The organism is Vibrio sp. 1562, assembly GCF_033340155.1.
Taxonomy (GTDB): Bacteria; Pseudomonadota; Gammaproteobacteria; order Enterobacterales; family Vibrionaceae; genus Vibrio; species Vibrio alginolyticus.
The window spans coordinates 1-23,076 of sequence record NZ_JAWOVY010000016.1 but is presented as its reverse complement, the minus strand read 5'-3'; the positions used below and the strand labels follow the sequence as shown (position 1 = coordinate 23,076).

26 protein-coding genes are annotated in these 23,076 nt (G+C 46.7%); 11 read left to right on the top strand and 15 right to left on the bottom strand.

Features of this window, described 5'->3' with window-relative positions; all coding sequences use genetic code 11:
* Positions 1-28 precede the first annotated feature (28 nt).
* Positions 29-985, bottom strand: coding sequence for a DUF2860 domain-containing protein (locus R7Z49_RS16255; RefSeq protein ID WP_005379034.1), 957 nt, complete (start codon positions 983-985; stop codon positions 29-31).
* Between the two features lie 149 nt (positions 986-1,134).
* Between R7Z49_RS16255 and R7Z49_RS16250 the strand changes: the two genes are divergently transcribed.
* Positions 1,135-2,013, top strand: a complete 879-nt coding sequence (locus R7Z49_RS16250) for an acyltransferase (protein WP_064376860.1) — start codon at positions 1,135-1,137, stop codon at positions 2,011-2,013.
* Positions 2,014-2,059: 46 nt separating this feature from the next.
* Here R7Z49_RS16250 and R7Z49_RS16245 read toward each other — a convergent pair whose 3' ends face one another.
* From R7Z49_RS16245 to R7Z49_RS16225, 5 genes are all read right to left on the bottom strand, one after another.
* Entirely contained in the window at positions 2,060-2,662 is a 603-nt protein-coding gene (locus R7Z49_RS16245) for a thiol:disulfide interchange protein DsbA/DsbL (RefSeq protein ID WP_005379036.1), read from the bottom strand.
* Positions 2,663-2,696: 34 nt separating this feature from the next.
* The gene (locus tag R7Z49_RS16240; protein WP_005379037.1) at positions 2,697-3,683 is read right to left on the bottom strand and encodes a serine/threonine protein kinase; all 987 of its coding nucleotides are present in this window, start codon (positions 3,681-3,683) and stop codon (positions 2,697-2,699) included.
* 48 nt (positions 3,684-3,731) lie between these two features.
* Positions 3,732-5,153 carry a cytochrome c oxidase accessory protein CcoG gene (gene ccoG, locus R7Z49_RS16235; RefSeq protein ID WP_064376861.1) on the bottom strand — a complete coding sequence of 474 codons (1,422 nt, stop codon included), beginning with the start codon at positions 5,151-5,153 and terminating at the stop codon, positions 3,732-3,734.
* Positions 5,154-5,461: 308 nt separating this feature from the next.
* On the bottom strand, positions 5,462-5,728 hold the full coding sequence (locus R7Z49_RS16230) for a YihD family protein (protein ID WP_005379040.1): 267 nt from the start codon (positions 5,726-5,728) through the stop codon (positions 5,462-5,464).
* A 166-nt stretch (positions 5,729-5,894) separates the two neighbouring features.
* Positions 5,895-6,062, bottom strand: a complete 168-nt coding sequence (locus R7Z49_RS16225; RefSeq protein ID WP_005379043.1) for a hypothetical protein — start codon at positions 6,060-6,062, stop codon at positions 5,895-5,897.
* A 296-nt stretch (positions 6,063-6,358) separates the two neighbouring features.
* Between R7Z49_RS16225 and R7Z49_RS16220 the strand changes: the two genes are divergently transcribed.
* The gene (locus R7Z49_RS16220) at positions 6,359-7,165 is read left to right on the top strand and encodes a sporulation protein (RefSeq protein WP_064376862.1); all 807 of its coding nucleotides are present in this window, start codon (positions 6,359-6,361) and stop codon (positions 7,163-7,165) included.
* A 70-nt stretch (positions 7,166-7,235) separates the two neighbouring features.
* Positions 7,236-7,889 (top strand): PAQR family membrane homeostasis protein TrhA, encoded by a 654-nt coding sequence (gene trhA, locus R7Z49_RS16215; protein ID WP_005386658.1) that lies wholly within the window; start codon positions 7,236-7,238, stop codon positions 7,887-7,889.
* Between the two features lie 33 nt (positions 7,890-7,922).
* Here the strand turns inward: trhA and R7Z49_RS16210 are convergent, their stop codons facing one another.
* The 6 genes from R7Z49_RS16210 to def all read right to left on the bottom strand — a co-directional run bounded on the left by R7Z49_RS16210 (position 7,923) and on the right by def (position 14,292).
* A complete protein-coding gene (locus tag R7Z49_RS16210; RefSeq protein WP_054575337.1) occupies positions 7,923-8,507 on the bottom strand; it encodes a DUF3157 family protein in 585 nt (194 codons plus the stop codon).
* Positions 8,508-8,533: 26 nt separating this feature from the next.
* Positions 8,534-9,979, bottom strand: coding sequence for a TrkH family potassium uptake protein (locus tag R7Z49_RS16205; protein WP_005386656.1), 1,446 nt, complete (start codon positions 9,977-9,979; stop codon positions 8,534-8,536).
* A 9-nt stretch (positions 9,980-9,988) separates the two neighbouring features.
* Entirely contained in the window at positions 9,989-11,365 is a 1,377-nt protein-coding gene (trkA, locus tag R7Z49_RS16200; protein WP_005379062.1) for a Trk system potassium transporter TrkA, read from the bottom strand.
* 63 nt (positions 11,366-11,428) lie between these two features.
* Positions 11,429-12,712 carry a 16S rRNA (cytosine(967)-C(5))-methyltransferase RsmB gene (gene rsmB / locus R7Z49_RS16195; RefSeq protein WP_086047108.1) on the bottom strand — a complete coding sequence of 428 codons (1,284 nt, stop codon included), beginning with the start codon at positions 12,710-12,712 and terminating at the stop codon, positions 11,429-11,431.
* Between the two features lie 80 nt (positions 12,713-12,792).
* Positions 12,793-13,740: a methionyl-tRNA formyltransferase gene (gene fmt / locus R7Z49_RS16190; protein WP_005461453.1), complete on the bottom strand. Its 948-nt coding sequence runs from the start codon at positions 13,738-13,740 to the stop codon at positions 12,793-12,795.
* A gap of 33 nt (positions 13,741-13,773) precedes the next feature.
* Positions 13,774-14,292, bottom strand: a complete 519-nt coding sequence (gene def / locus R7Z49_RS16185) for a peptide deformylase (RefSeq protein WP_005379068.1) — start codon at positions 14,290-14,292, stop codon at positions 13,774-13,776.
* 138 nt (positions 14,293-14,430) lie between these two features.
* On the opposite strand from def, the gene R7Z49_RS16180 reads away from it, so the two are divergent.
* The 4 genes from R7Z49_RS16180 (at position 14,431) to R7Z49_RS16165 (ending at position 17,746) form a co-directional block, all read left to right on the top strand.
* The gene (locus R7Z49_RS16180; RefSeq protein WP_318111829.1) at positions 14,431-15,525 is read left to right on the top strand and encodes a LysM peptidoglycan-binding domain-containing protein; all 1,095 of its coding nucleotides are present in this window, start codon (positions 14,431-14,433) and stop codon (positions 15,523-15,525) included.
* Positions 15,509-16,618 (top strand): DNA-processing protein DprA, encoded by a 1,110-nt coding sequence (gene dprA, locus R7Z49_RS16175; protein WP_213867301.1) that lies wholly within the window; start codon positions 15,509-15,511, stop codon positions 16,616-16,618. The genes R7Z49_RS16180 and dprA overlap by 17 nt, the downstream gene beginning before the upstream one ends.
* A 2-nt stretch (positions 16,619-16,620) precedes the next feature.
* Positions 16,621-17,100, top strand: a complete 480-nt coding sequence (locus R7Z49_RS16170) for a DUF494 family protein (RefSeq protein ID WP_033906575.1) — start codon at positions 16,621-16,623, stop codon at positions 17,098-17,100.
* A gap of 76 nt (positions 17,101-17,176) precedes the next feature.
* Positions 17,177-17,746, top strand: coding sequence for a type I DNA topoisomerase (locus R7Z49_RS16165; RefSeq protein ID WP_053350677.1), 570 nt, complete (start codon positions 17,177-17,179; stop codon positions 17,744-17,746).
* Between the two features lie 66 nt (positions 17,747-17,812).
* Here the strand turns inward: R7Z49_RS16165 and R7Z49_RS16160 are convergent, their stop codons facing one another.
* Together R7Z49_RS16160 and purE are read right to left on the bottom strand one after the other, a co-directional pair.
* Positions 17,813-18,946 (bottom strand): 5-(carboxyamino)imidazole ribonucleotide synthase, encoded by a 1,134-nt coding sequence (locus tag R7Z49_RS16160; RefSeq protein WP_132937257.1) that lies wholly within the window; start codon positions 18,944-18,946, stop codon positions 17,813-17,815.
* A 4-nt stretch (positions 18,947-18,950) separates the two neighbouring features.
* Positions 18,951-19,436: a 5-(carboxyamino)imidazole ribonucleotide mutase gene (gene purE, locus R7Z49_RS16155; protein WP_005379082.1), complete on the bottom strand. Its 486-nt coding sequence runs from the start codon at positions 19,434-19,436 to the stop codon at positions 18,951-18,953.
* A gap of 198 nt (positions 19,437-19,634) precedes the next feature.
* Between purE and R7Z49_RS16150 the strand changes: the two genes are divergently transcribed.
* The 4 genes from R7Z49_RS16150 to R7Z49_RS16135 all read left to right on the top strand — a co-directional run bounded on the left by R7Z49_RS16150 (position 19,635) and on the right by R7Z49_RS16135 (position 22,359).
* Positions 19,635-20,192 (top strand): L-threonylcarbamoyladenylate synthase, encoded by a 558-nt coding sequence (locus R7Z49_RS16150; RefSeq protein ID WP_005379084.1) that lies wholly within the window; start codon positions 19,635-19,637, stop codon positions 20,190-20,192.
* Positions 20,193-20,239: 47 nt separating this feature from the next.
* On the top strand, positions 20,240-21,157 hold the full coding sequence (gene hemF / locus R7Z49_RS16145) for an oxygen-dependent coproporphyrinogen oxidase (protein WP_065274969.1): 918 nt from the start codon (positions 20,240-20,242) through the stop codon (positions 21,155-21,157).
* Positions 21,158-21,258: 101 nt separating this feature from the next.
* A complete protein-coding gene (gene aroE, locus R7Z49_RS16140; RefSeq protein WP_017635616.1) occupies positions 21,259-22,092 on the top strand; it encodes a shikimate dehydrogenase in 834 nt (277 codons plus the stop codon).
* A 3-nt stretch (positions 22,093-22,095) separates the two neighbouring features.
* Positions 22,096-22,359, top strand: a complete 264-nt coding sequence (locus R7Z49_RS16135; protein ID WP_005379090.1) for a DUF1488 domain-containing protein — start codon at positions 22,096-22,098, stop codon at positions 22,357-22,359.
* Positions 22,360-22,366: 7 nt separating this feature from the next.
* On the opposite strand, the gene R7Z49_RS16130 is transcribed toward R7Z49_RS16135, so the two are convergent.
* The gene (locus tag R7Z49_RS16130; RefSeq protein ID WP_005379096.1) at positions 22,367-22,915 is read right to left on the bottom strand and encodes a gamma carbonic anhydrase family protein; all 549 of its coding nucleotides are present in this window, start codon (positions 22,913-22,915) and stop codon (positions 22,367-22,369) included.
* Positions 22,916-23,076: the final 161 nt, after the last annotated feature.

The following is a 23,076-nucleotide window of genomic DNA, read 5'->3' as shown; positions in this document are numbered from 1 at the left end:
TGTAAGCACCTTGTTGCGATGAAGGACGTTAGAAGGTGTAGTTGAGACCAAGCGACAATAGGTACTCTTTCTCCTCATAAAACGTGATATTCGAGTCAGTTTGGCTATAGCCGGCTAAAGAAATGAACGACCAGTCTTGCCAGTCAAATACGTTTTGATATTCGTAGGCCGCAAATAGGCTGATGGTGTCGTCATTTCGTGTTTTAGCAAAAGTTTGGCTAGCTGCTTGATAGTCTTTCCATGCATAACCCGCGGTGAGGGCCAATCGATGACGGTTGATAAATTTAAACCAGCTAATGTCAAATCCGTACGAATCAAATGACTCCGCCTTACCGTCGGCATCTTGATTGATGTAGGTGAAAGCGGGTTGCAACATAGATGTTTGGTTGAGTGGAATGCGATAGTCGCCTTTGACATAGTAAAGGTTAGCATCGCGAGCAAGTGAGCGGTCTGTCACTTCCTCCTGCTCGATGTCTTTATCAGCATAAGCAAGATCAAGGTTGAAGTTCTTATCAATCAACCCTTTGATCTGAAAGCGATACGCATTGCCGTCAACATCCGTCTCTTTACGTGCGGTTCCTACTTGATAAGGGTTGCGCCAAGTTTCGCCTTTGAGTACCGTCGGCAGATAGGAAACATCGAGCACGGTGCCAGATTGTAGCTCGTGTTGATAGCCCAACTGAAAAGCGAGTGTACCTACCGCGACATCTGAGCGTGTGGTACCGGCGTAAACTTGGTGGTTGAGTCGGCTACCAAAGGTGTATGTCACACTCCCTAGCGGTGCAGCGATAACGGAACTGTCACTATCGGCACGCTTATCGAGAGAATCGATGGTGTTACTATTTTCTGTATTGAAATTGGATTCTGATGATATGAATCCGGCATTCAGCGAAATTTCACCGCCAAAACCTGCGGTTTCAGCGAGTTGAGCCTGAGCAGAACTGACGACAAAGGCCAAAGGCAAGAGAAGTAGCCTTGGTTTCATTCGTTATCTCCTTGTTGTCGAATGAGTGGTGCACATATTGGTTGCGGTAACAAATCTGACCATTCCCACGCATGTTCCAATGTGGCAAAGGCGCAGTATAATTACACGCTGTTTTATTCTTCACACATTATCACTGTTGTTTGACTATCATGTTGGCATATTTGTTATTTTTTTTTAACGCTTCTTTTGTGATTCTCAATTCTGCGGTTTGTTCACTCGCAATTTGTGTTATCGCTGTATTTAAAATATTGCTTCCTGGCGTAAAGCTAAAAGCACTAGCGACCGCTTGTGCCAATAAGGTGATGTGGTTATGGGCTACCGTTAATGCGTGCATTCTGGCGGTATCTAACCGTGTTGAGTGGGATGTTCAGGGCGGTGAAGCGCTTAAAAAAGACGGGTGGTATCTGCTGATCAGTAACCATCTCAGTTGGACAGATATTGTTGTGCTTTGCTGCGTGTTTAAAGACCGTATTCCCATGCCGAAGTTTTTCCTCAAGCAACAACTGCTGTATGTGCCTTTCATCGGGATGGCGTGTTGGGCGCTCGATATGCCATTTATGCGTCGCTATTCGCGAGAGTATCTGATCCGCAACCCTCATAAGCGAGGTCAAGATTTAGAAACGACACGTCGCTCGTGCGCTAAGTTCAAACACACTCCAACCACAGTGGTTAACTATGTCGAAGGAACCCGGTTTACCGAAGAAAAGCAGCGTAAGAGTAAAGCAAACTATCAATATTTGCTGCAACCAAAATCGGGCGGGATTGCGTACACGTTAGCGGCGATGGGGGAACAGTTCGAGAGCATTATCGACGTTACGTTGGCGTACCCAGAAAATACGCATAAACCGTTCAAGGATTTATTGATGGGTCGCATGAGCAAGGTGGTTGTGCGTGTAAATGTGTTACCCGTTGATGAAAGAGTGCTCGGTGATTACTTCAACGATAAGCCCTATAAGCGACAATTTCAGCAATGGTTGGGGGATGTGTGGCAAGAAAAAGATCGGTTGCTACAAGAGATTTACAAATAAACAAAAGGGGAGCGACGTGCTCCCCTTTTGATTGATATCGATGTGCTTATTTTAGTGTCAGCAAGTAGTTCACCAGAGAGAAGTACTCATCCATCGTTTTGATGCTTTGTGCTTGAACTAGGTATTTGTTGTTAACGATAACCGCAGGAACGCCGGTTAGACCGCTGTTTTCAAATTGCTTGTCCATACGGCGAACCATTGAATCAACCGCGAAGCCTTTGAATGCAGAATCGAATTTTTTCGCGTCTACACCTTCATCAAGGAAGATTTGACGAAGTTCTTCATCATTACGTGGTGCTTTCTTTAGATTGTGGATGCGGTTAAACATCACTGGCACCATTTTGTCTTCCACTTTTAGTGCAACCATCGTTGCGTAGGCTTTGCTCATTGATGGGCCCATGTTGCCACCCATGAAAGAAACGTGGTTTTTTAATAGCTTAGTACCTTCTGGCAACTGCTTTTTCAGTTGCTGGATAACTGGTTCAAAGCTATTACAGTGCGGGCAGTAGAAAGAGAAAAACTCCGTCACAAGAGGTTTTTTTGATGCCTCAAGATCCAATACTTTGTAATGTTCACCTTCTTTGAATTGCGCTGCATGTGCCGACAGGCTTAACATCAGCATAGAAAACAGTGCGAACAGTTTTTTCATCGAAATATCTCCATTTTTGAATTTTTGGCCTGACTTACCATTGAGGCATTAAAGACAGCGGTGCTTCTTCTAAAGCGGCGATCTGCTCTTTAAATGCAAGGACCTGACCTTCCCAGTATTTTGGCTCATTAAACCATGGAAAAGCGAGAGGAAATGCAGGGTCATGCCAACGTTTTGCTAGCCATGCCATATAGTGCACCATTCGTAGACCGCGAAGTGGCTCGATTAGTTTCAATTCTGCAGGATTAAAGTCGCAAAACTCTTGGTAAGCCTCTAAAACAATATCCAACTGCATCAGTTTGTCTTGGCGTTCACCGTTCAGTAGCATCCATAAGTCTTGTACTGCAGGGCCGTTACGAGCGTCATCCAAATCAACAAACATAGGGCCATCTCGCCACAAAATATTGCCTGGGTGGCAATCGCCATGCAAACGAATCATATTGAAGCCTTCTTGCCAGTGGCTTTCAATTGATTTGATCAGCATATCCAAGTCATTGAAGAAGCTGTTCTCCAAGTGCATTGGAATCATATTGGCGTTTTGCAGAATCTCTCTTGGTTGATACAGGTATTCTTGTAAGCCGATCGTAGGGCGATGTTGGAAGGCTTGGCGGCTGCCGACTTTATGGATTCGGCCAAGGAAACGCCCTACACCTTCGAGCTGATCTAAATTGTCAACCTCGTATTGGCGACCACCCACACTATCAAACAGCGCAAAAGCATAGCCTTGATAGTGATGCAGGGTTTCACCGTTGATGCGCACAGGTGGTGCGACGGGGATCTCATTGCCAATCAGCTCTAAAGTAAAGTCGTGCTCCTCTTGGATCTGTTCATTGCTCCAACGTTCAGGACGGTAAAACTTGACGACATAACGACGACGCTCTTCGTCAGTGAATTGATAAACACGGTTTTCGTAGCTATTGAGGGGAAGAAAGCCTGATTCTGCGCGAACGCCGATGCTTTCTAACGCGTACCACATAAAGTCTGGGGTAAGGGCGTCAAAGTTAAACATACTTTGGGACATATAAACAAAAAGGCTCATTACTGAGCCTTTTTCCATTAGTCATCGAAGTTATAGCTTCTTGATAAATCGGCTTTCCACTTCAATGGTGAATTCGTTGCTCTTATCGGTGAGTATAAACTGAATTGTCGTAATCGCAGAGTTTAGCTTGTCAGGATCGGCACCAAGACTCATTGGCAGGTTCAATACCTCACCTGGCTGGACCTGAATTGTCTGCTTACCATACCAGCTTACATCGGATAGCCCTTCAACATCCAACGAGTACTCTTGCACTTGCTGAGTTTTGTTGATCACCTTGAGGGTGTAGGTGTTTTCTACTTCGCCCGAGCTATTAACGCGGAACAGTTGGTTACGGTCGCGAATAACACTCATACCGGCTGGGTCTACCGCTGCAATTTGGGCAAAGAAAAGACCGACCATGACCAGTAGCACAGCTCCATAGCCCAGCAGCTTCGGACGCATGACTTTGGTACTCTTACCCGATAAGCGGTGCTCGGTGGTGTAACTAATTAGGCCCTTCTCGTAGCCCATGCGATTCATGGTGTTGTCACACGCATCAATACAGGCGCCACAGTTGATACATTCATACTGCAAGCCGTCACGAATATCGATACCTGTTGGGCACACCTGCACACACAAATCACAATCAATACAATCACCCAAACCAAGTTGCTTTGGATCGGCTTTACGCGGACGTGGGCCACGTTTTTCCCCACGTTTTGCATCGTAGCCAACGATGAAGGTGTCTTTATCAAACATGGCAGACTGGAAGCGCGCGTAAGGACACATGTGAATACACATGATGGAACGCATCCAACCAGCATTACCATAAGTACAAATGGCAAAGAACATTACCCAAAAGACGGGCCAGAAGTTGGCGTTAAAGGTGAAAAAGTCGATAACCAATTGCTTCATTGGTACGAAGTAGCCAACAAAAGTAAAACCAGTGGCGAGTGCAATGGCAAACCAAGCTATATGTTTGACGGTTTTACGCATCGCTAAATTCGCCGTCAGCTTATTGGAGTCTTGTTTACGGCGTTTATTGGCACTACCTTCGAGCTTCTCTTCAAACCAGATATACATGAAGGTCCAGACGGTTTGTGGGCAGAGATAGCCACACCAAACCCGACCTAAGAAGGTGGTAATAAAGAACAACCCAAACGCCGCGATCACAAACAGCAAGGCGAGTAGGGTAAGATCTTGTGGGTACAGGGTGGTACCGAAAAAGTTGAACTGCTGGTTGCCAATATCAAGTAAGATCGCTTGACGTTCACCGTAAGGAATCCACGGTATCAAAGCGAAGAGAAGTAGTAAGAACCAACCACCGTAACGACGTAGTTTCTGGTAAGTCCCTTTGCTTTCGCGTACATAGATGCGATTACTTGGGTTAAACCGATCCCCGTTTCCTTTATGGGTTTTGGGATTATAGGTTTTAGGAGTCACATCTTTGATATCGATCTTGTCCTGACTCATGCACTCATCCTTCTTAGGCTTTTATAATGTACGGCGTCATTTCTATTGATGTCGCTCGATGACATTGCTGCTCGTTCCGTCATAAAGATGACCGAACATAATTATTTTAGTAAATACTGATGAACGGCGATTATACAATCAATAACAATTCCGTTTCTTTAACGCAGTCAATGTTTAACAACAAAAATCAGTACAGTTAACCTGATAATTGGCTGAACAGTTATAACCAATTGTGGGACTAAAAACTTTGGTTATAAAAAAGCGACTCACAGAGAGAGTCGCTTAAAGAATACTGGCTGTTGAGCTGGTTATTTGATGATGCCACGAGCGCGTAGGATCGCCGTTTTAAAATCGTCCTCTTGGTCTTTTTTGAGTCCAGGGATCATTTCATCTTTGCTGCTATTACGCATTTTAAGGTGGTAGATCAGTACATCGTCGGTCAGATCTTCTAGCTTTCCTTTGTAGCCTGCTTCTTTTGCCAGCTTAACGATGAACTGCAAGAGGTTCAGCTCTTGATCTTTATGCCATTCAGGCTCTAGTAGCTCAAGCAGCTCTTCAATGCGATGACACTTCATGTCTTTCTCCACAGAATTTATAGGTGTAATTAGCAGTAAAGGTACCAAATTGCTTTGCGAAGACCAAATAGGAAAAACTATCTCTTTCACTGTAGTTTGTTCTAAGTCTTTGAAGCTTTATGAGTCGCGTGCAAAGAAAAAAGCGCAGCTGGCGCCGCGCTTTTGATTAAGCTGCTTTGATAACTTTGGCCGGAACACTCGACATCATTGCTGTCTTCTCAACCAATGTCATTGCTGGCGCAACTTGCTTTGCCTTTGGTGCAGTAGTAAAGCCACTGCGGCGGCGCATTGCACTAGTATTAGTGTGTGCGAACCTGACTGTTGTTGGGCGCATTAATTTACCTAACTGTCAGGCATATCCATTGCCGATGTAATGGCCTGAATCATTATGAGCTAGGCTCCAACAAGATTGAAGAATCACTCTTCTGGCTCTCGCCAATCCAGTTAATGAGTCAGGAATACCGATATGCATGCATATCAAGTGTAAGATTAGCATCCTTGTAATAATTGGTCGATAGTTGAGCAATTGAATTGTTTAGATTTTGTCATTTTGTCGCGATGTTCGAGGCAATTTTTGTTTGATCCCACGATCAGCAGTAGTAGTATGAGATCTCGATGAAGGAGGTGCCTATGTCATTTTTGAAGAAGACACTTGCCAGTTTTGGGATTGGGAGCGCGAAGGTAGACTCAATCTTAAACCAAGACGTGCTATACCCAGGTCAAAGTGTGGATGTGTCGATCCATGTATATGGTGGTGCGACTGAACAAGCGATCGACAACATTGATTTAAAACTCTGTTGCCGCTACATCGCAGAAGCCCCTGATGACCGTGGTGCGCGAGAAGGACACAGCATGCGCCGAGTACCTCAAACTCATGTGCTTGCTAAGTGGAGTCTCCCTTACGCATTTACCATCCATTCCGGCGAAGAGCGTACCTTCGATGTTAAGCTCGATGTGCCTTGGAACACGCCTGTCACCATTGGTGATGCCAAAGTATGGTTAGAAACCGGCTTAGACGTTGCTGCTGCTTTGGATCCGACTGATAAAGACATCCTCACCGTTCGACCTGATCCACTGATGGATGCGGTACTATCTGCATTTGAAGCGCAAGGTTTACGAATTCGCCAGGTGGAATGCGAGGAAGTGAAAGGATTCGATCTACCATTTGTGCAAGAGTTTGAGCTGGTGCCAACCGACGGACCTTACCACGGCGTGTGGCGCGAATTAGAATTTGTTGCCCACCGCAGTGAGCAAGAGCTCAAGTTATGGTTTGAAGTTGACCGCACACGCAAGGGGCAAGGTGGCATGCTCGCGAGCTTACTGGGTAGTGGCAAACTCAAGCGAGAGCTGACCATCCCTGCCACGACTAAGCCAGATCAAGTTGGCGAACTGGTACTCAATTATCTCGATCAAACTACTACCGTTCATGAGTCTTAATTTAAGCTTACACGTGTAAGCCTAATGTGCCATACTAGAGCAAATTTCAAACTCTAGTATAGGCGCATTGATGTCCGAACTGCAGAAACCTCAATACAGTCAACGTGAAGAACTGGCCAATACCATCACCCACGGTATAGGGATGATTTTTGGTATTGTTGGCTTGATACTGCTGTTAGTTAAAGCCATAGACCATCAAGCTGACACTTTAACGCTTACCAGTATGGCGATTTATGGTGCGAGTATTATCGTGCTATTTTTGGCCTCGACGCTCTATCATGCGATCCCTTATCCCAAAGCGAAACGTTGGCTAAAAACCTTCGACCACTGTGCTATTTATCTTTTGATAGCAGGCAGCTATACCCCTTTCTTGTTAGTCAGCTTAAGAACACCTCTAGCATTTGGGTTGATGATCGTTATTTGGAGCATTGCGTTGATCGGCATCATCATGAAAGTTGCGTTCGTCTATCGATTTAAAAAGCTTTCTTTGATGACGTACTTGGTGATGGGATGGTTATCGTTGATTGTGATTTATCAATTAGCTATTAACTTGGATGTCGGCGGACTTACACTGCTTGCCGCTGGTGGAATTGTGTATTCACTGGGGGTGATTTTCTACGTTGCGAAGCGCATTCCCTTTAACCATGCGATCTGGCACGGCTTTGTTTTGGCTGGCTGCGTGTGCCATTTCTTTGCGATTTATTACTTTGTTGAGCCTATCTAGCCGATAGGCTCAACAAAGAATATTAAACACGTATTAGCGAGTTTTTACCTCTAGCACTTTGGCAGAAAACTGGTATTGCTGTGATTGCGGTACAGCCAATTTAATGCTCTTACCTTGTTCTGCTTGCTGTGGTCGCAGGTAGGTATCCGCCATGCGCTTGATGGATTGCCAAACAGTCACGTTTTCTTTTGCCAGTTGCTGACCAGACATATCAAACACTTGCACCTCAACTTCCACTTGAATGACAGATTGAGAGCTTTGGTTGGTGATTGATGTAGGTAAAACAAGCTCACCGCTTTGATAGCTTGCTGAACCAATCAATACATCCACACCTGAATCTGATAGCTGCATGGTTGGCTTTTTGGCGTTTACCACCACGGTCGTGCCAACGGTTTTCGTTACCACTGGAATTGTCGCAATCGCAGGAGCTGCGATTGTTTCAACTACGCTTGCTGTTGTTTGTGTCTCCGTCGCTTGCTGCGCCGGTTTTTTCATGACGTATTCCCAGGTAAAGTCATCGTTCAACTTCACTTCTCGACCATCGGCTAAAGTGATGACCTCGGCGGCGTATGTGGATGAGGCGGCAAGTAGGGTCGCCAGAGTAATCCATGTTTTCATTGTTATACCTTTTAATTAGAGTCTGCTTAGCGGCGCCAAAACGCAGGAAAGAACAGTACAAGAATAGTCAGAATTTCCAAGCGGCCCATTAACATCCCAAAGCTTAAGAGCCATTTGGCAGTATCGGGCAGAGGCGCGAAGTTGCCTGTCGGGCCAATCACACTGCCCATACCAGGGCCAACATTGGCAACGGCGGTGATTGAGCCAGAAATACTGGTCACAGGGTCGAGGCCAAGTGCACTTAAACAACCCGCGATAAAGATAATGGTGATAAAAAACATCAAGCCAAATGCCACCACTGAGCGAACAATATCATCATTCACCGGTCGCTGGTTATAACGCTGTACAAACACCCCTGAAGGGTGAATCAACTTCATCATTTGTTTGTTTAGCAGCGTCATCGCAATTTGGAAGCGGAAGATTTTGATCCCGCCAGACGTTGATCCTGAGCATGCTCCCGCCATCATTAAGAATGCGAAAAGAGTAGTGGGTAATGCGCCCCATGCGGTGAAGTCTTCTAAGCCAAAGCCAGTTGTGGTGACGACAGAGACAATATTAAACATCGACACTCGCAGGGCATCCAAAATGGTGTACCCATCTCGAATCACTAACCAAGCTGAAATCACTAAGCTTGAGAATACGAACAGGTACGCAAATCCTCTAACTTGAGCGTCGTTAACCAACACATCAATACGGCGTTTACGTAACGCGGCGATAAAGAGCAAAAATGGCAAACCACCTAAGAACATAAAGGTAGTGGCCACCCAATGTGCGCCATTAGAGAAGTGGTTCATTGACCCATCAGATGTAGAGTATCCACCTGTCGATAGCGTAGTAAAGGCATGGTTGATTGCTTCGAACAGGTTCATGCCGGTGACCAAGTAGCCCAAAATACATAAGCCCGTTAGCATCAAATAAACCGCTACGATGTTTTTGGCGACCGTTTTCGCTCTTGGACTACTTTTATCCGACCAATCTGATGATTCGGTTTGGAATAGCTTCATACCACCGACATTCAGCATAGGTAACACTGCTACCGCCATCACGATAAAACCAATGCCACCAAGCCACTGTAAAATAGAGCGCCATAGCAAGATGCTCGGCGCCATGTTGTCTAGGCCACTGAGCACCGTTGAGCCCGTCGTGGTGATACCCGACATCGTTTCGAAGTAGGCGTCGGTGAAGCTGATGTGGTTGATAAACACAAATGGCAAGGCGGCAAACGCACTCGCGATGGTCCAAACCAAACTGGTGATGAGGAACATATCGCGTACGCTGAGTTTGAACTTGGCGGTTCGACCTATCGTTAGGCAGATGAAGGCGGCAAGGTGCGTGATCACAACGGCTTGGGCGAAATCGAGGAATCCCCCCGTACCGGTAAAGAAAGCGACCAAAGTCGGCACGTACATAAACAGGGCCAGTTTGGATAAAACCAGCCCGATAACAAACAGTACGGGACGTAAGTTGACCATAGGAAAATCCTAGAGGAAAAATGGACTCGGTTGGAATAGCGCTTCGACGTCTGATACGTATTTTTTGTTGACCAGGAACATCACCACATGATCATCCTGCTCGATGACCGTACGGTCGTGGGCAATAAGAACTTCTTCGCCACGAACGATAGCACCAATGGTGGTCCCAGGTGGAAGCTTTATATCTCCAATCGCACGTCCAACCACTTTAGATGTACTTTCATCACCGTGAGCGACGGCTTCAATCGCTTCCGCAGCGCCGCGGCGAAGTGAGGATACGTTTACGATATCAGCGCGACGAACGTGCGTTAGCAAGGCTGAAATAGTGGCTTGCTGAGGTGAGATTGCTACATCAATTACGCCGCCTTGTACCAGGTCTACATAAGCGCCACGTTGGATCAGCACCATCACTTTTTTAGCGCCCATGCGTTTTGCCAACATTGCAGACATGATGTTGGTTTCATCTTCGTTGGTCAGCGCGATGAAGACGTCGACTTGGTCGATGTTCTCTTCCGAGAGAAGCTCTTGGTCTGCCGCATCACCGCAGAACACGATGGTGTTTTCTAGTTGCTCAGAGAGCTTTTCTGCACGCTGGTAGTTACGCTCAATCAGCTTCACGCTGTAAGTTTGCTCTAGGCGTTTTGCCAAGCTTGCGCCGATGTTACCCCCGCCAACAATCATGATGCGGCGGTACGGTTTTTCTAGGCGCTGAAGCTCACTCATCACTGAGCGAATATGATTACTTGCTGCAACGAAGAACACTTCATCGTCGGCTTCAATAATCGTGGTGCCTTGTGGGCGAATCGGGCGACCCTGGCGGAAAATAGCTGCCACACGGGTATCAATGTGCGGCATGTGCTCACGCAAAGCAGATAGCGCATTACCCACCAACGGGCCACCATAGTAGGCTTTCACCGCCACTAGGCTGACTTTCTGTTCAGCAAAGCTCACCACTTGCAGCGCACCTGGGTATTGGATCAGACGTTCGATGTAGCTCGTAACGAGTTCTTCTGGTGCGATAAGGTGATCAACAGGAATAGCGCCAGATTTAAACAGGGCTTCTTTTTCTGCCAAGTATTCTGGAGAGCGAATACGCGCAACGCGGTTTGGGGTATTGAATAGAGTGAACGCGACCTGACAGGCGGCCATGTTGGTTTCATCAGTGTTGGTTACTGCGACGAGCATATCGGCGTCTTGCGCGCCAGCTTCGTGTAGCACGTCTGGATGGCTCGCATGGCCATTGACCACACGTAGGTCGTATTTGTCCTGCAATTCACGCAGTCGGTCGGCATTATTGTCGACGATGGTGATGTCGTTGTTTTCACCCACTAGGTTTTCTGCCAGTGTGCCGCCAACCTGACCTGCACCAAGAATAATGATCTTCATACTCTTTTCTCGTATCTGAAAAAGGCGATTGAAATCACTTCAATCGCCCTATTTAGCATGCTGTTACGCGTGTGTCTTAGTTAGCACTGCGTAGTAGAAACCATCCATATCTTCTTCGCCTGGTAGAATTTGACGACCAGGCTGGTCGGGATCAGAATCCAGCAGTTGCGCATCCGCGGTACGTGCTAAAAACGCTTTTACTTGCTCCACGTTTTCTTGCGGTGTGATTGAACAAGTCGCGTAAACCATGGTGCCGCCGGGCTTCAGTTGCGTCCACATGGCATCAAAAATTTCACTTTGCAGCTCTGCTAATGCGGCGATGTCGTCTGCACGACGTAGCCATTTGATGTCTGGGTGACGACGAATCACGCCAGTCGCAGAACATGGGGCATCCAGCAAAATGCGATCAAATTGCTCGCCTTGCCACCATTCTTGTGGATTACGCGCATCACCGCAAACCACTTTTGCCTGAAGGTTGAGACGCTTCAGGTTTTCATGCACACGTTTCAAGCGTGTGTCGTCGCAGTCAATCGCGACCACTTCACTGCCCGACGTGCGCTCTAGAATGTGCGCAGTCTTGCCACCTGGCGCAGCACAGCAATCTAAAATCCGTTCGCCGTCTTGTGGTTTTAGGTAGTTGATCGAAAGCTGCGCCGCCGCATCTTGTACCGAAACCCAACCTTTATCAAAACCAGGTAGCTTCATCACGTCACATGGTGCGGCCAATTTTATGGCGTCCATTGCTTCTGTGTGTGGCGTGCTATCAATGTTTTCATTTTTGAGCAGCGCAAGGTATTCATCACGAGTGTGGTGTTGATGGTTCACACGCAGCCACATTGGTGCTTTTTGGTTGTTCGCTTCAACAATACTTTCCCATTGCTTTGGGTAGGCCTCTTGCAGCAGTTTTAGTAACCAGCTTGGGTGACCGTACTTGCCAGCGTTGTTGCTGACGGCCATTTGGTCGAGTTCTTCTTGGTTGCGCTGGTAGTTACGCAATACCGCGTTAATCAAACCACGCAGACGAGGACCTTTCAGCTCTTTAGTGCCTTCAACCGTTTCACCGACTGCTGCGTGCGCAGGAATACGCATGAAGCTCAGTTGGTAAATACCAACCAGAATTAGGTGATGGAATACACGTTGTTTGCCTTTTAGCGGCTTATCCATCAATTGGTTTGCGATCATTTCTAGGCGAGGTAGGTAACGTAGCGCACCGTAACAGATCTCTTGTAGCAGAGCATGGTCACGAGGTCGTACCGTTTGTTGAGCCGCTGGAAGAGCGCTTGAAAGTGAGTGGCCCTTGTCGACGACAAGATACAGGACGTTAGCAGCCGCAGCGCGAACATTCATGATGAGTACCTTAAAGTAAAGGAGGGCATCTCTGCCCTCTAAAAGTTCGTATTATTGGGGATGATAACCCCTAGTATGGCTTAAACCAGCAGAGTGCCAACTTCAAACCAAGCCGCACGCGAATTCAGAATATCCTGAACTGACATGGCTTTTTTGCCAGGAACTTGCAGTTGCTCTAGCACCAGTACGCCGTTGCCTGTCGCAACATAAATACCGGTTTTATCTGCTTGTACGATGGTGCCGGCTGGCTTGTCACTGGTTTGCTCTGCCACACGGCTTTGCCATACTTTGATGCTGTTTTCTGCCGCCTCAAAGTGGCTCATTGGCCATGGGTTAAATGCACGAACGCAGCGCTCAATGTGCGCCGCATCGTCGTTCCAGTTGATGCGTGCTTCTTCTTTGCTGAGTTTTTTCGCATAGTTCGCTAGCTCATCGTCTTGCTTCACTGGCACTGCTTTACCCGCAGCAATGTCTGCTAGGCAGTCAATCAGAGCTTCTGGACCAAGCTCAGCCAATTTTTCATACATTGAAGCGCTGGTATCTGTCGCTTCGATTGGCAGAGTTGCAATCTTCAGCATATCACCAGTGTCGAGACCGATGTCCATCTGCATGATGGTCACGCCAGTTTCTGCATCGCCCGCCCAAATAGAGCGTTGGATTGGAGCCGCACCACGCCAACGAGGTAGGATAGAACCATGTACGTTGATACAACCAAGTTTAGGGGTATCAAGAACCGCTTGTGGCAGCAGCATACCGTACGCCACGACAACCATGAGGTCGGCGTTCAGATCGGCAAGTTCTTGTTTCGCTTCGTCGGACTTAAAGCTTTCAGGTTGGTAAACCGGGATATTGTGTTCTAGCGCCAGTTGTTTTACCGGTGGCGCAGCCAATTTTTTGCCACGACCCGCTGGACGATCTGGGTTTGTGTAAACCGCGATGACTTCATGCTCCGAAGACAACAACGCCGCCAAGTGACGGGCGGCGAAATCCGGAGTACCTGCAAAGACAATTCGTAAAGACTGACTCAAGGTAGACTTCCTTCTAATTGGTATGGTTCGAGATTAAGCGTTTTGCTGCTTCTCGTTAAAGCGTTTGATTTTCGCTAGCTTGTCCTGAATGCGTTTGCGTTTCAGTGGTGATAGGTAATCCACGAATAGCTTACCTTGTAGGTGATCAAGCTCGTGTTGAACACAAATCGCTAGCAGGTCGTCGGCTTCAAAGGTGAACTCTTTGCCATCACGATCCAGTGCTTTAACGGTAACTTCTGCAGCGCGAGGCACAAGTGCGCGCGCACCTGGTACCGACAGACAGCCTTCTTCGATGCCATCTTCGCCACGCTTTTCCAGAATCTCAGGGTTGATTAGCACCATCGGCTCATCGCGAGTTTCTGAAATATCAATCACTACGATACGTTTGTGGATATCAACCTGCGTTGCAGCAAGGCCAATACCTTCTTCGTCGTACATGGTTTCAATCATGTCATCGACGATTTTTTGAATCTCAGGTGTCACCGCTTCAACAGGCTTTGCGACTGTGCGCAGGCGATCATCCGGGAATGTTAATACTTGTAATACAGACATATTCACTCGAAATATTGAACTGTGCCGAAACAGCACAAACCTTGTTGGCTCAATTCTAGACATTTTATAGCCTAAATGACAGCATCCTTGCACCAATTTCCATTCTGGTTCCTGCTTAATAGACCAAGGACGAGGGTCATGAATCGAATTTTCCGCAACGTTGCCAGTATTACGTTGCCGTTACTTTTCTCTTTCAACGCTGTAGCAAATGTGGATGCGAACCCACTGACTGTTAAAGATGATGCGCCACATACATATGTAGTTGTGAAGGGCGATACGCTATGGGATATTTCGGCCATGTACTTGGATAGCCCGTGGTTGTGGCCTCGTTTATGGCAAGTAAACCCGGAAATCGATAACCCTCATTTAATTTATCCCGGAGACAAGCTGTCTTTGGTGTGGATTAACGGTCAGCCCGTGTTGAGCCTAAAACCGGTTAAGAAGCTGAGCCCGAAAGCTCGCATCACAGAAAAGAAAGCCGTACCAACGGTCGCGGAAGGTTTGGTGATGCCTTACCTTAAATCGGATCGGTTGCTAGATAAAGATTCGTTGAACAGAGCAGCAAAAGTGATGGGTAGCAGCAAGGGCAGTAAGTATCTGACTGCAGAAGATGTGCTGTATATCAATGGCAATCAGACCGCGACAGGTTGGGCTATTTACCGACCAGTAGCTACCTTTTCGCGTGACGATGTGTCCGAAGAGATTACCGCGCTGCGTTTGATTGCCAAAGGCGAGCTCGTTGAAGCTTCGACTGATTACTCAGGTTTGAAGCTTACATCGCAAATGCAAGAAATCCTACGTAACGATATCGCGTTGCCAAATCAATCGGTTGAGAATACTGACTTCACGACTACGTTCTATCCGCTGCCGTCGCCACAAGGCAGTTCTGCAAAGTTGCTAGGTAATATCGAAGGTATTCGCTTTAGTTCAACTAACCAAGTCGTGGTGATTGATAAAGGCACGTCAGATAGTCTCAAGCAAGGCAGTGTGTTTGATTTAAAAGAAGACGCGCACCCAGTTTACAAAGACGGCGATGAGTTCAAGAAAGAGTTTGGCGTGCTTGATAAGAAAATCACTTTGCCTCAAAGCAAAGTTGGTGAGTTGCTGGTCATTCGTCCTTATGAGTACTTTAGCTTGGCACTGATCACTCACAGTACGAAACCCATTAACCAAGATATTTCGGTGGTGTCACCGTTGGCGGACGAATTAACCATCGATGAATCGACGAAATAACGATGATCTCGCTGCCTGGTTAAAACTGAGTTGTTTGCCAGGCATTGGCGGCGTCAAAATGAATAAGCTACTGGCAAGAGACACGCCACGTAACATCGTAAACTTCTCTCCTGAACAGCTACAACAACTTGGGTTAACAACTAAGCAAATTCAAGCTTGGGCTTCAACAGATAAAGAAGTCGATGCTTGTTTAAGCTGGCTTGAGGCTTCTACAAATCATCATATCCTGACACTGACTGACCCGTGTTATCCACCTCAGCTCAAACAAATCGTTGCACCGCCACCTCTACTTTTTGTTCAAGGAAACCCTACTTGTCTTTCTCAGCCACAAATCGCGATGGTTGGAAGTCGAAATGCGAGTATTGATGGATTACAGCATGCACGTCAGTTTGCTGCAGAGTTTGTTCAGCACGATTTTATTGTCACCAGTGGTCTCGCTTTAGGCATTGATGGTCATGCGCATGATGGTGCGTTGCAAGCCGGTGGTAAGACGATTGCGGTGCTAGGATCTGGTTTAGCAAATATTTATCCAGCACGTCATCGTAGTTTAGCGCAACGTGTTATTGAACACGGGGCTTTGGTGTCTGAGTTTCGGCCTAATGCCAAGCCGCGCCCAGAAAACTTCCCGCGTCGTAATCGTATTATTAGTGGATTATCGCTTGGTGTACTGGTCGTCGAGGCGGCGAAAAAGAGCGGCTCGTTAATTACAGCTCGTTACGCGCTTGAGCAAGGTCGAGAAGTATTTGCGCTGCCAGCGTCAATCAATGCCCCCAATGCCTGCGGTGGAAACCAGTTGATACGTCATGGCGCTTGCCTCGTAGAAAAGACGAAAGATGTCTTAGATGAAATACAGTCCTTGCTTGATTGGTCTATTAATCAGAGTACCGATTTATTTTCTACGTTAAATGATGAAGAAGAATTGCCATTTCCTCAGCTGTTAGCTAACGTAGGAAGTGAAGCTACACCGGTTGATATTCTTGCAAACAGGACCAATATACCTGTCCAAGAAGTCATGATGCAGCTCTTAGAGTTAGAACTCTCTGGGCATGTCGTTGCGGTTTCAGGTGGCTATATTCGAAAGGGGAGGGGCTAGCTATGATGATGGATATACTGATGTATCTATTCGAAACCTACATCCATAGCGATGCAGAGTTACAGGTCGAACAAGACGAGTTGGAAGAAGAGTTGCTTCGTGCAGGCTTCCAACAAAAAGATATCTACAAAGCCCTTGTCTGGTTAGAAGAGCTTGCCGCATTGCAGCAAAGTGACACCTCTTCTGCAATCTCGACTTGCATGGCTTCGTCATCAACTCGTATCTACACAGCGAAAGAGACGCAGCGTTTAGATTTGGAATGCCGAGGATTTCTATTGTTTCTCGAGCAAATCAATGTGTTAACCACAGAAACTCGCGAAATGGTGATTGACCGAGTGATGGGATTAGAAACGAGTGAGTTTGAGCTTGAAGACCTCAAATGGATCATTCTGATGGTGCTGTTTAATGTGCCTGGCAACGAAAACGCTTACACGCTAATGGAAGAGCTGTTGTACACCAAGGAACAAGGGATTCTTCACTAACCATCTGGGCAAGTTCGAGTTTAGCTAGAATAAACGCGAGTTTGTCTTTTTGTGTGTTTTTCACGAAACGGTAAGTATGAGTAGTAAAATCGACAACACCCTTTTCTCTGCCCATGAACACGCTTTGGAGCACGAGCCGTGTCCAAAATGTGGTGGTGAGCTGACTCTCAAGCACGGAAAACATGGCCCATTTCTCGGCTGTAACCATTACCCAAGCTGTGATTACATTAAACCGCTACACAGCAATGATGGGCACATCGTGAAAGAGTTGGGTGTGCCTTGTCCTGAGTGTGGCAATGAGTTGGTACTCCGCCAAGGGCGCTACGGCATGTTTGTCGGTTGTAGTAACTACCCGGCTTGTCATCATATTGAGTCGATTAATCAACCAGAGCCAGAGGCGCAGTCACAAGAGCAACACGCTTGCCCTGAATGTGGCAAAGGACATTTGGTTGAGCGTAAAACCCGATTTGGCAAAACATTCTACGCGTGTGATAACTACCCTAAATGCAAATTTGCTGTGAACCTTGCTCCGGTCAAGGGGCGATGCGAAGAATGTGGTTTTACTTTGTTGGTGGAGAAGAAACTCGCCAGTGGTGTGAAATTGCAATGTGCCAACCGTAAGTGCCAGCACACCCAACAAGGGTAAATACATCAAAGGAATTAAAAAGGGTCGCATCGTGCGACCCTTTTTTTATTTTTTTGCTGCCAAACGTTAGTGTTGAGGCTGTTTAGCGAACGCTTGCACGGCTGGGAAAGCTATTGGGTCTAAGATGTCTGCCAGAGCGCACAACCTACGGTGCAATTCTCCTGGGTAGTCGCCACACACGTTGATGTGTCCCATCTTGCGACCTGCACGTTTCTCTTTGCCATACCAATGAAGGTGGCAACCATCCATTAATAACAATGCTTCTGGTAGTGTGTCTTCACCAAGAATATTGATCATTGAAGTTTCACGAACCAATTTCGTACTACCTAATGGTAAGCCGCACACTGCGCGCAGATGGTTTTCAAACTGACACGTTTCTGCACCTTGCTGTGTCCAGTGACCAGAGTTGTGCACGCGTGGAGCAATCTCATTCACTAAAAGTGCCCCATCGACATCAAAGAACTCAAGCGCTAATACGCCAACGTAATCTAGGCTATCTGCGACTGCCGTGAACATTTGCTTTGCTTGTTCCTGTAACCCTGGCGCATCAATCGCAGTAGAAAGACTCAATACACCGTTGGTGTGAACATTCTCTGCCAGAGGGTACACTTCCACACTGCCATCTTTGCTTCGAGCACCAACCAGTGATACTTCGCGGTTAAAAGGAACAAACTCTTCAGCAACAATCGCTTGAGTTGGTGTTGCCGCGATGCACTCCGACATCTCAGTCCAAATGTCGTCGACTTGAGAAGCTTCTTTTAAGCGCCATTGACCTTTACCATCGTAACCACCCAATGCACTTTTCAGAACCATTGGCATACCAACGTGTTCAATTGCGCGGTCAAAGTCTTCACGAGTTTCAATGACGTAGTATTTCGCGTTGCGCACGCCAGCATCATCAAGCAGTGCTTTTTCAATACGGCGATCACCACCTGCTTTGATGGCTTGCGTACTTGGTAGGAACTTGCCGCTCGCTTCGCAAACCTTGAGCACGTCATGTGGAATATGCTCGAACTCGGCAGTAATCACATCAACTTGCGTAATCGCATTTTCCAAGCCATGGCCAAGTACCTGTTGAGTTAAAGGGTGAACGACATCACCGCTGCTGATATCGTAAGCTGAAATTTGAATATTCAGTGGCGCACCAGCCAGAGACATCATACGAGCCAACTGACCCGCACCAAGAACCAGTACATGCATCTGATTAATCCTCTGCAGGGTTTGGATTTGCGAGAACTGTTTCCGTTTGCTCATTACGGAATGCTTCTACCTTCGCCATGATGTTTTCATCATGAGTGCCTAGGATTTGCGCTGCTAGGATACCGGCGTTTGCTGCGCCCGCTTCGCCAATCGCCAATGTACCAACCGCAATTCCCTTTGGCATCTGTACAATAGAAAGCAGTGAATCCATACCTTTCAGTGCACGAGACTGAACGGGAACCCCAAGCACTGGCAAACTAGTAAACGCCGCCGCCATACCTGGTAGGTGGGCTGCACCACCTGCGCCTGCGATGATAACTTTGATGCCGCGTTCTTTTGCGCCACTAGCGTAGTCAGCCAGTAATTGAGGAGTTCGGTGTGCTGACACGACTTTTGTTTCGTAAGGCACGCCAAATTGGTCTAGCATGTCCGCTGCTAGTTTCATGGTTGGCCAATCGGATTTAGAACCCATGATGATACCGACTTTCATCTCAAACTCCTTTAAGCTGCAAAAATTAGGTGAGCTATAAATTTGTGCGCATTATACGGGGATTTTTATCTCAAGCAAACGTTTGCGTCTTGTTGTTGGCGCTATTGATACATTTTATAAAAAATTGCTTTAGTGTCTGAGAATGAATATTTGTACACTTAGTGAAAACAACACAGTCAAACAAATAGGAAGTAATCGGTGGATAACTTTGAACAAGTGCTCAACGCACTCAAGCAAGGCGAAGTGATTGCCTATCCAACTGAAGGGGTTTTTGGTGTCGGATGTGATCCAGATAACCCAGAAGCAATTCAAAAGCTATTAGAGCTCAAGCAGCGTCCGGTAGAAAAAGGGCTGATTCTCATCGCGGCAAGTTATGATCAGCTCTTGCCTTATATTGATGAATCTCAGTTGACTGAAGAACAATTACAGACTGTTCATGCCACTTGGCCAGGCCCATACACCTGGATCATGCCAGCGAGCGATAAAGTATCCAACTGGGTTTCAGGGCAGTTTGATTCAATTGCGGTTCGTGTGACTGATCATCCTTTGGTGCAAAAAATGTGTAATGCATTCGGAAAGCCGTTAACCTCTACCAGCGCGAATCTCTCCGGCTTACCACCGTGTATGACCACGGAAGAAGTCGAAGAGCAGTTGGGTGATAAGCTGGTCGCCATTCTTCGTGGCGAGACCAGCGGTCGTGATAAACCCAGCGAGATTCGTGACGCTAAAACTTCACAAATATTAAGACAGGGTTAACCCTGCTAGCCAGCCATCATTAGGTTTCACGTAATAGGTAATAACGTATGTCAGCGATCGATAAGCACGCCGTAAAGCAGTTCTTGATGTCACTTCAGGACTCCATTTGTCAGCAGTTAGAACAAGAAGATGGAAAGGCCGTCTTTGTCGAAGATGCATGGCAACGTGAAAAAGGAGAGCGTCTGGGTGGCGGTGGTCGCTCACGTGTTTTGCGTGATGGCCTTGTTTTCGAGCAGGGAGGCGTGAACTTCTCGCATGTGGAAGGGAAAGAAATGCCAGCATCTGCGACAGCGCATCGCCCAGAGCTAGCGGGTCGTCGTTTTGAAGCGATGGGTGTTTCTTTGGTTATTCACCCTAAAAACCCTTACGTACCGACTTCACACGCCAATGTCCGCTTCTTTATTGCAGAAAAAGATGGCGAAGACCCAATTTGGTGGTTTGGTGGTGGTTTTGACCTAACGCCGTTCTATCCATTTGAAGAAGATTGCCAATCATGGCACGACACTGCAAAACTGCTTTGTGCGCCATTTGGTGACGATGTTTACCAAGAGCATAAAGCATGGTGTGACAAATACTTCTTCCTACCACATCGTAATGAAACTCGCGGTGTTGGCGGTTTGTTCTTTGATGATCTAAACCAGTGGGAATTTGATAAGTGTTTTGCTTACATCAAAGCAGTCGGTGAAGGCTATTGCCAGGCTTACTTGCCGATCGTTTCTCGTCGTAAAGAGATCGAGTATGGTGAGCGTGAGCGTGAATTCCAACTATATCGTCGCGGCCGTTACGTAGAGTTCAACTTAGTGTATGACCGTGGTACCTTATTTGGTTTACAAAGTGGTGGGCGTACTGAGTCGATTCTGATGTCAATGCCGCCGCTCGCTCGCTGGGAGTACTGCTACGAGCCAGAAGCGGGATCGCCAGAAGCTGAACTTTACGAGCGATACCTAACGCCACGAGAGTGGTAAGCACGGAATCTCCTTTTCTATATAGATAGATAGTGATAGGGTCATCTGTAATCAGGTGGCCCTGTTTTCTCTATATCTAAGTAAGGAACAAAGGTAAGGAAATGACCCAGCAAATCGATCGCTATGCCGTGTTTGGTAATCCTATCGGACACAGTAAGTCGCCATTCATTCACACTTTGTTTGCTCGTCAAACTAATCAGTCTTTGGTGTATACCGCAGAAAGTGCACCTGTTGATGGTTTTATTGACGCGGCGAAGGTGTTTTTTGCTGAAGGTGGCAAGGGGTGCAACATCACTATGCCATTTAAAGAAGATGCTTATCAATTTGCTAGTCGATTGACAGAACGGGCTCAGTTAGCAGGCGCGGTAAATACCCTCAAGAAGTTAGACGATGGTGAAATCATCGGTGACAACACTGATGGTGCAGGTTTAGTGCAAGATCTGCTTCAGCATCAGGTTGTATTGGAAGGCGCGCGAATCCTAATTATTGGCGCTGGTGGTGCAGCTCGTGGTGTTATTAAGCCACTACTCGATCAAAAGCCGACCTCTTTAACCATTACCAACCGTACCTTTAGTAAAGCACAGGAGCTTGCAGAGCTGTTTGTCTCTCACGGTCCTATCCGCGCCAAAGAGATGGCAAGTATTGATGAAGAGTATGATGTCATCATTAACTCCACATCCGCTTCTCTTAGTGGTGAACTACCGACTATTTCATCCTCCATCTTTGCCGCTAACAGTACAAGCTATGACATGATTTATGGCAAAGGGGTGACGAGCTTTAACTTATGGGCAAAAGAGAATGGTGCCGCTCATGCGTATGACGGTCTTGGAATGTTAGTTGGGCAGGCTGCGGAAAGCTTTATGCTCTGGCGTGGCTTACGTCCTGGTGCCAAACAAATTCTCAGAGAACTAAGAAAGAACCTTGAAGGTCAATAAGCGATGAATCAATCCATCTTATTCCCAGATATTCAATCATGGGATGAAGTATCACAATCGGTAAACTTTTCGGCGCAACAATCAGGCGCACTAATAGAGTGCTTTGTGACGAAACAAAAGTTAGAAAAGCTCAGTGGTTCACTGATTGAAACTGAGCAAGCGGCAATTAAAGTGTTTACTGATTACCGATTCGACCTAGAAGAAATGGCTGAAGAGCTAATAGAAGATGAAGCCTTCAACGAAGAAGGCCATATCATCATCGGTTAACAGGGTTTTAGTTCAAGTCTTTTACTTCATTTAAGTAGTCGTTTTTGTTCTGCACATAGTTGTTGGCAGACTTTTGCAAGAAAGCTCGTTCTTTTTCTGATAGAGGGCGAGCTTGTTTTACTGGGCTTCCAACATATAAGTAGCCACTTTCTAATACTTTCCCAGGTGGCACTAAACTGCCTGCTCCGATCATCACCTCTGACTCAATTACAACAGCATCTAAAACAATAGCTCCCATACCAACCAAAACACGATCGTGGATCTCACAACCGTGCAGCATCACTTTGTGGCCAATCGTAACGTCATTACCAATAATCAATGGGTAGCCGTTTGGGTTTTCGGCGTTCTTATGGGTGACATGCAAAACACTGCCATCTTGAATATTCGTTCGATCACCAATGTGAATGTGGTTTACATCACCTCGCGCTGCTACCAGTGGCCAAATGCTAGAATCATCGCCAATTCGGATATCACCGACTAAAACAGAGGTTGGGTCAACGTAAACACGCTCACCAAGTTCAGGCTTTATACCTTTGTAGCTTCTCATTGAGCTCATCTTTTTTCCTTATTCAGGGCGATTACAGGGTGTATGGAGGTAGAATAGTAGTGAAAACTCGCCTTTTAGAATAAAAAACACCCAAACGATAAAAAAATCAAAAAAAACGAGAAAAAGGGCTTGCCAATGTGATCGCAATCTCTATAATGCCACCTCGCTGA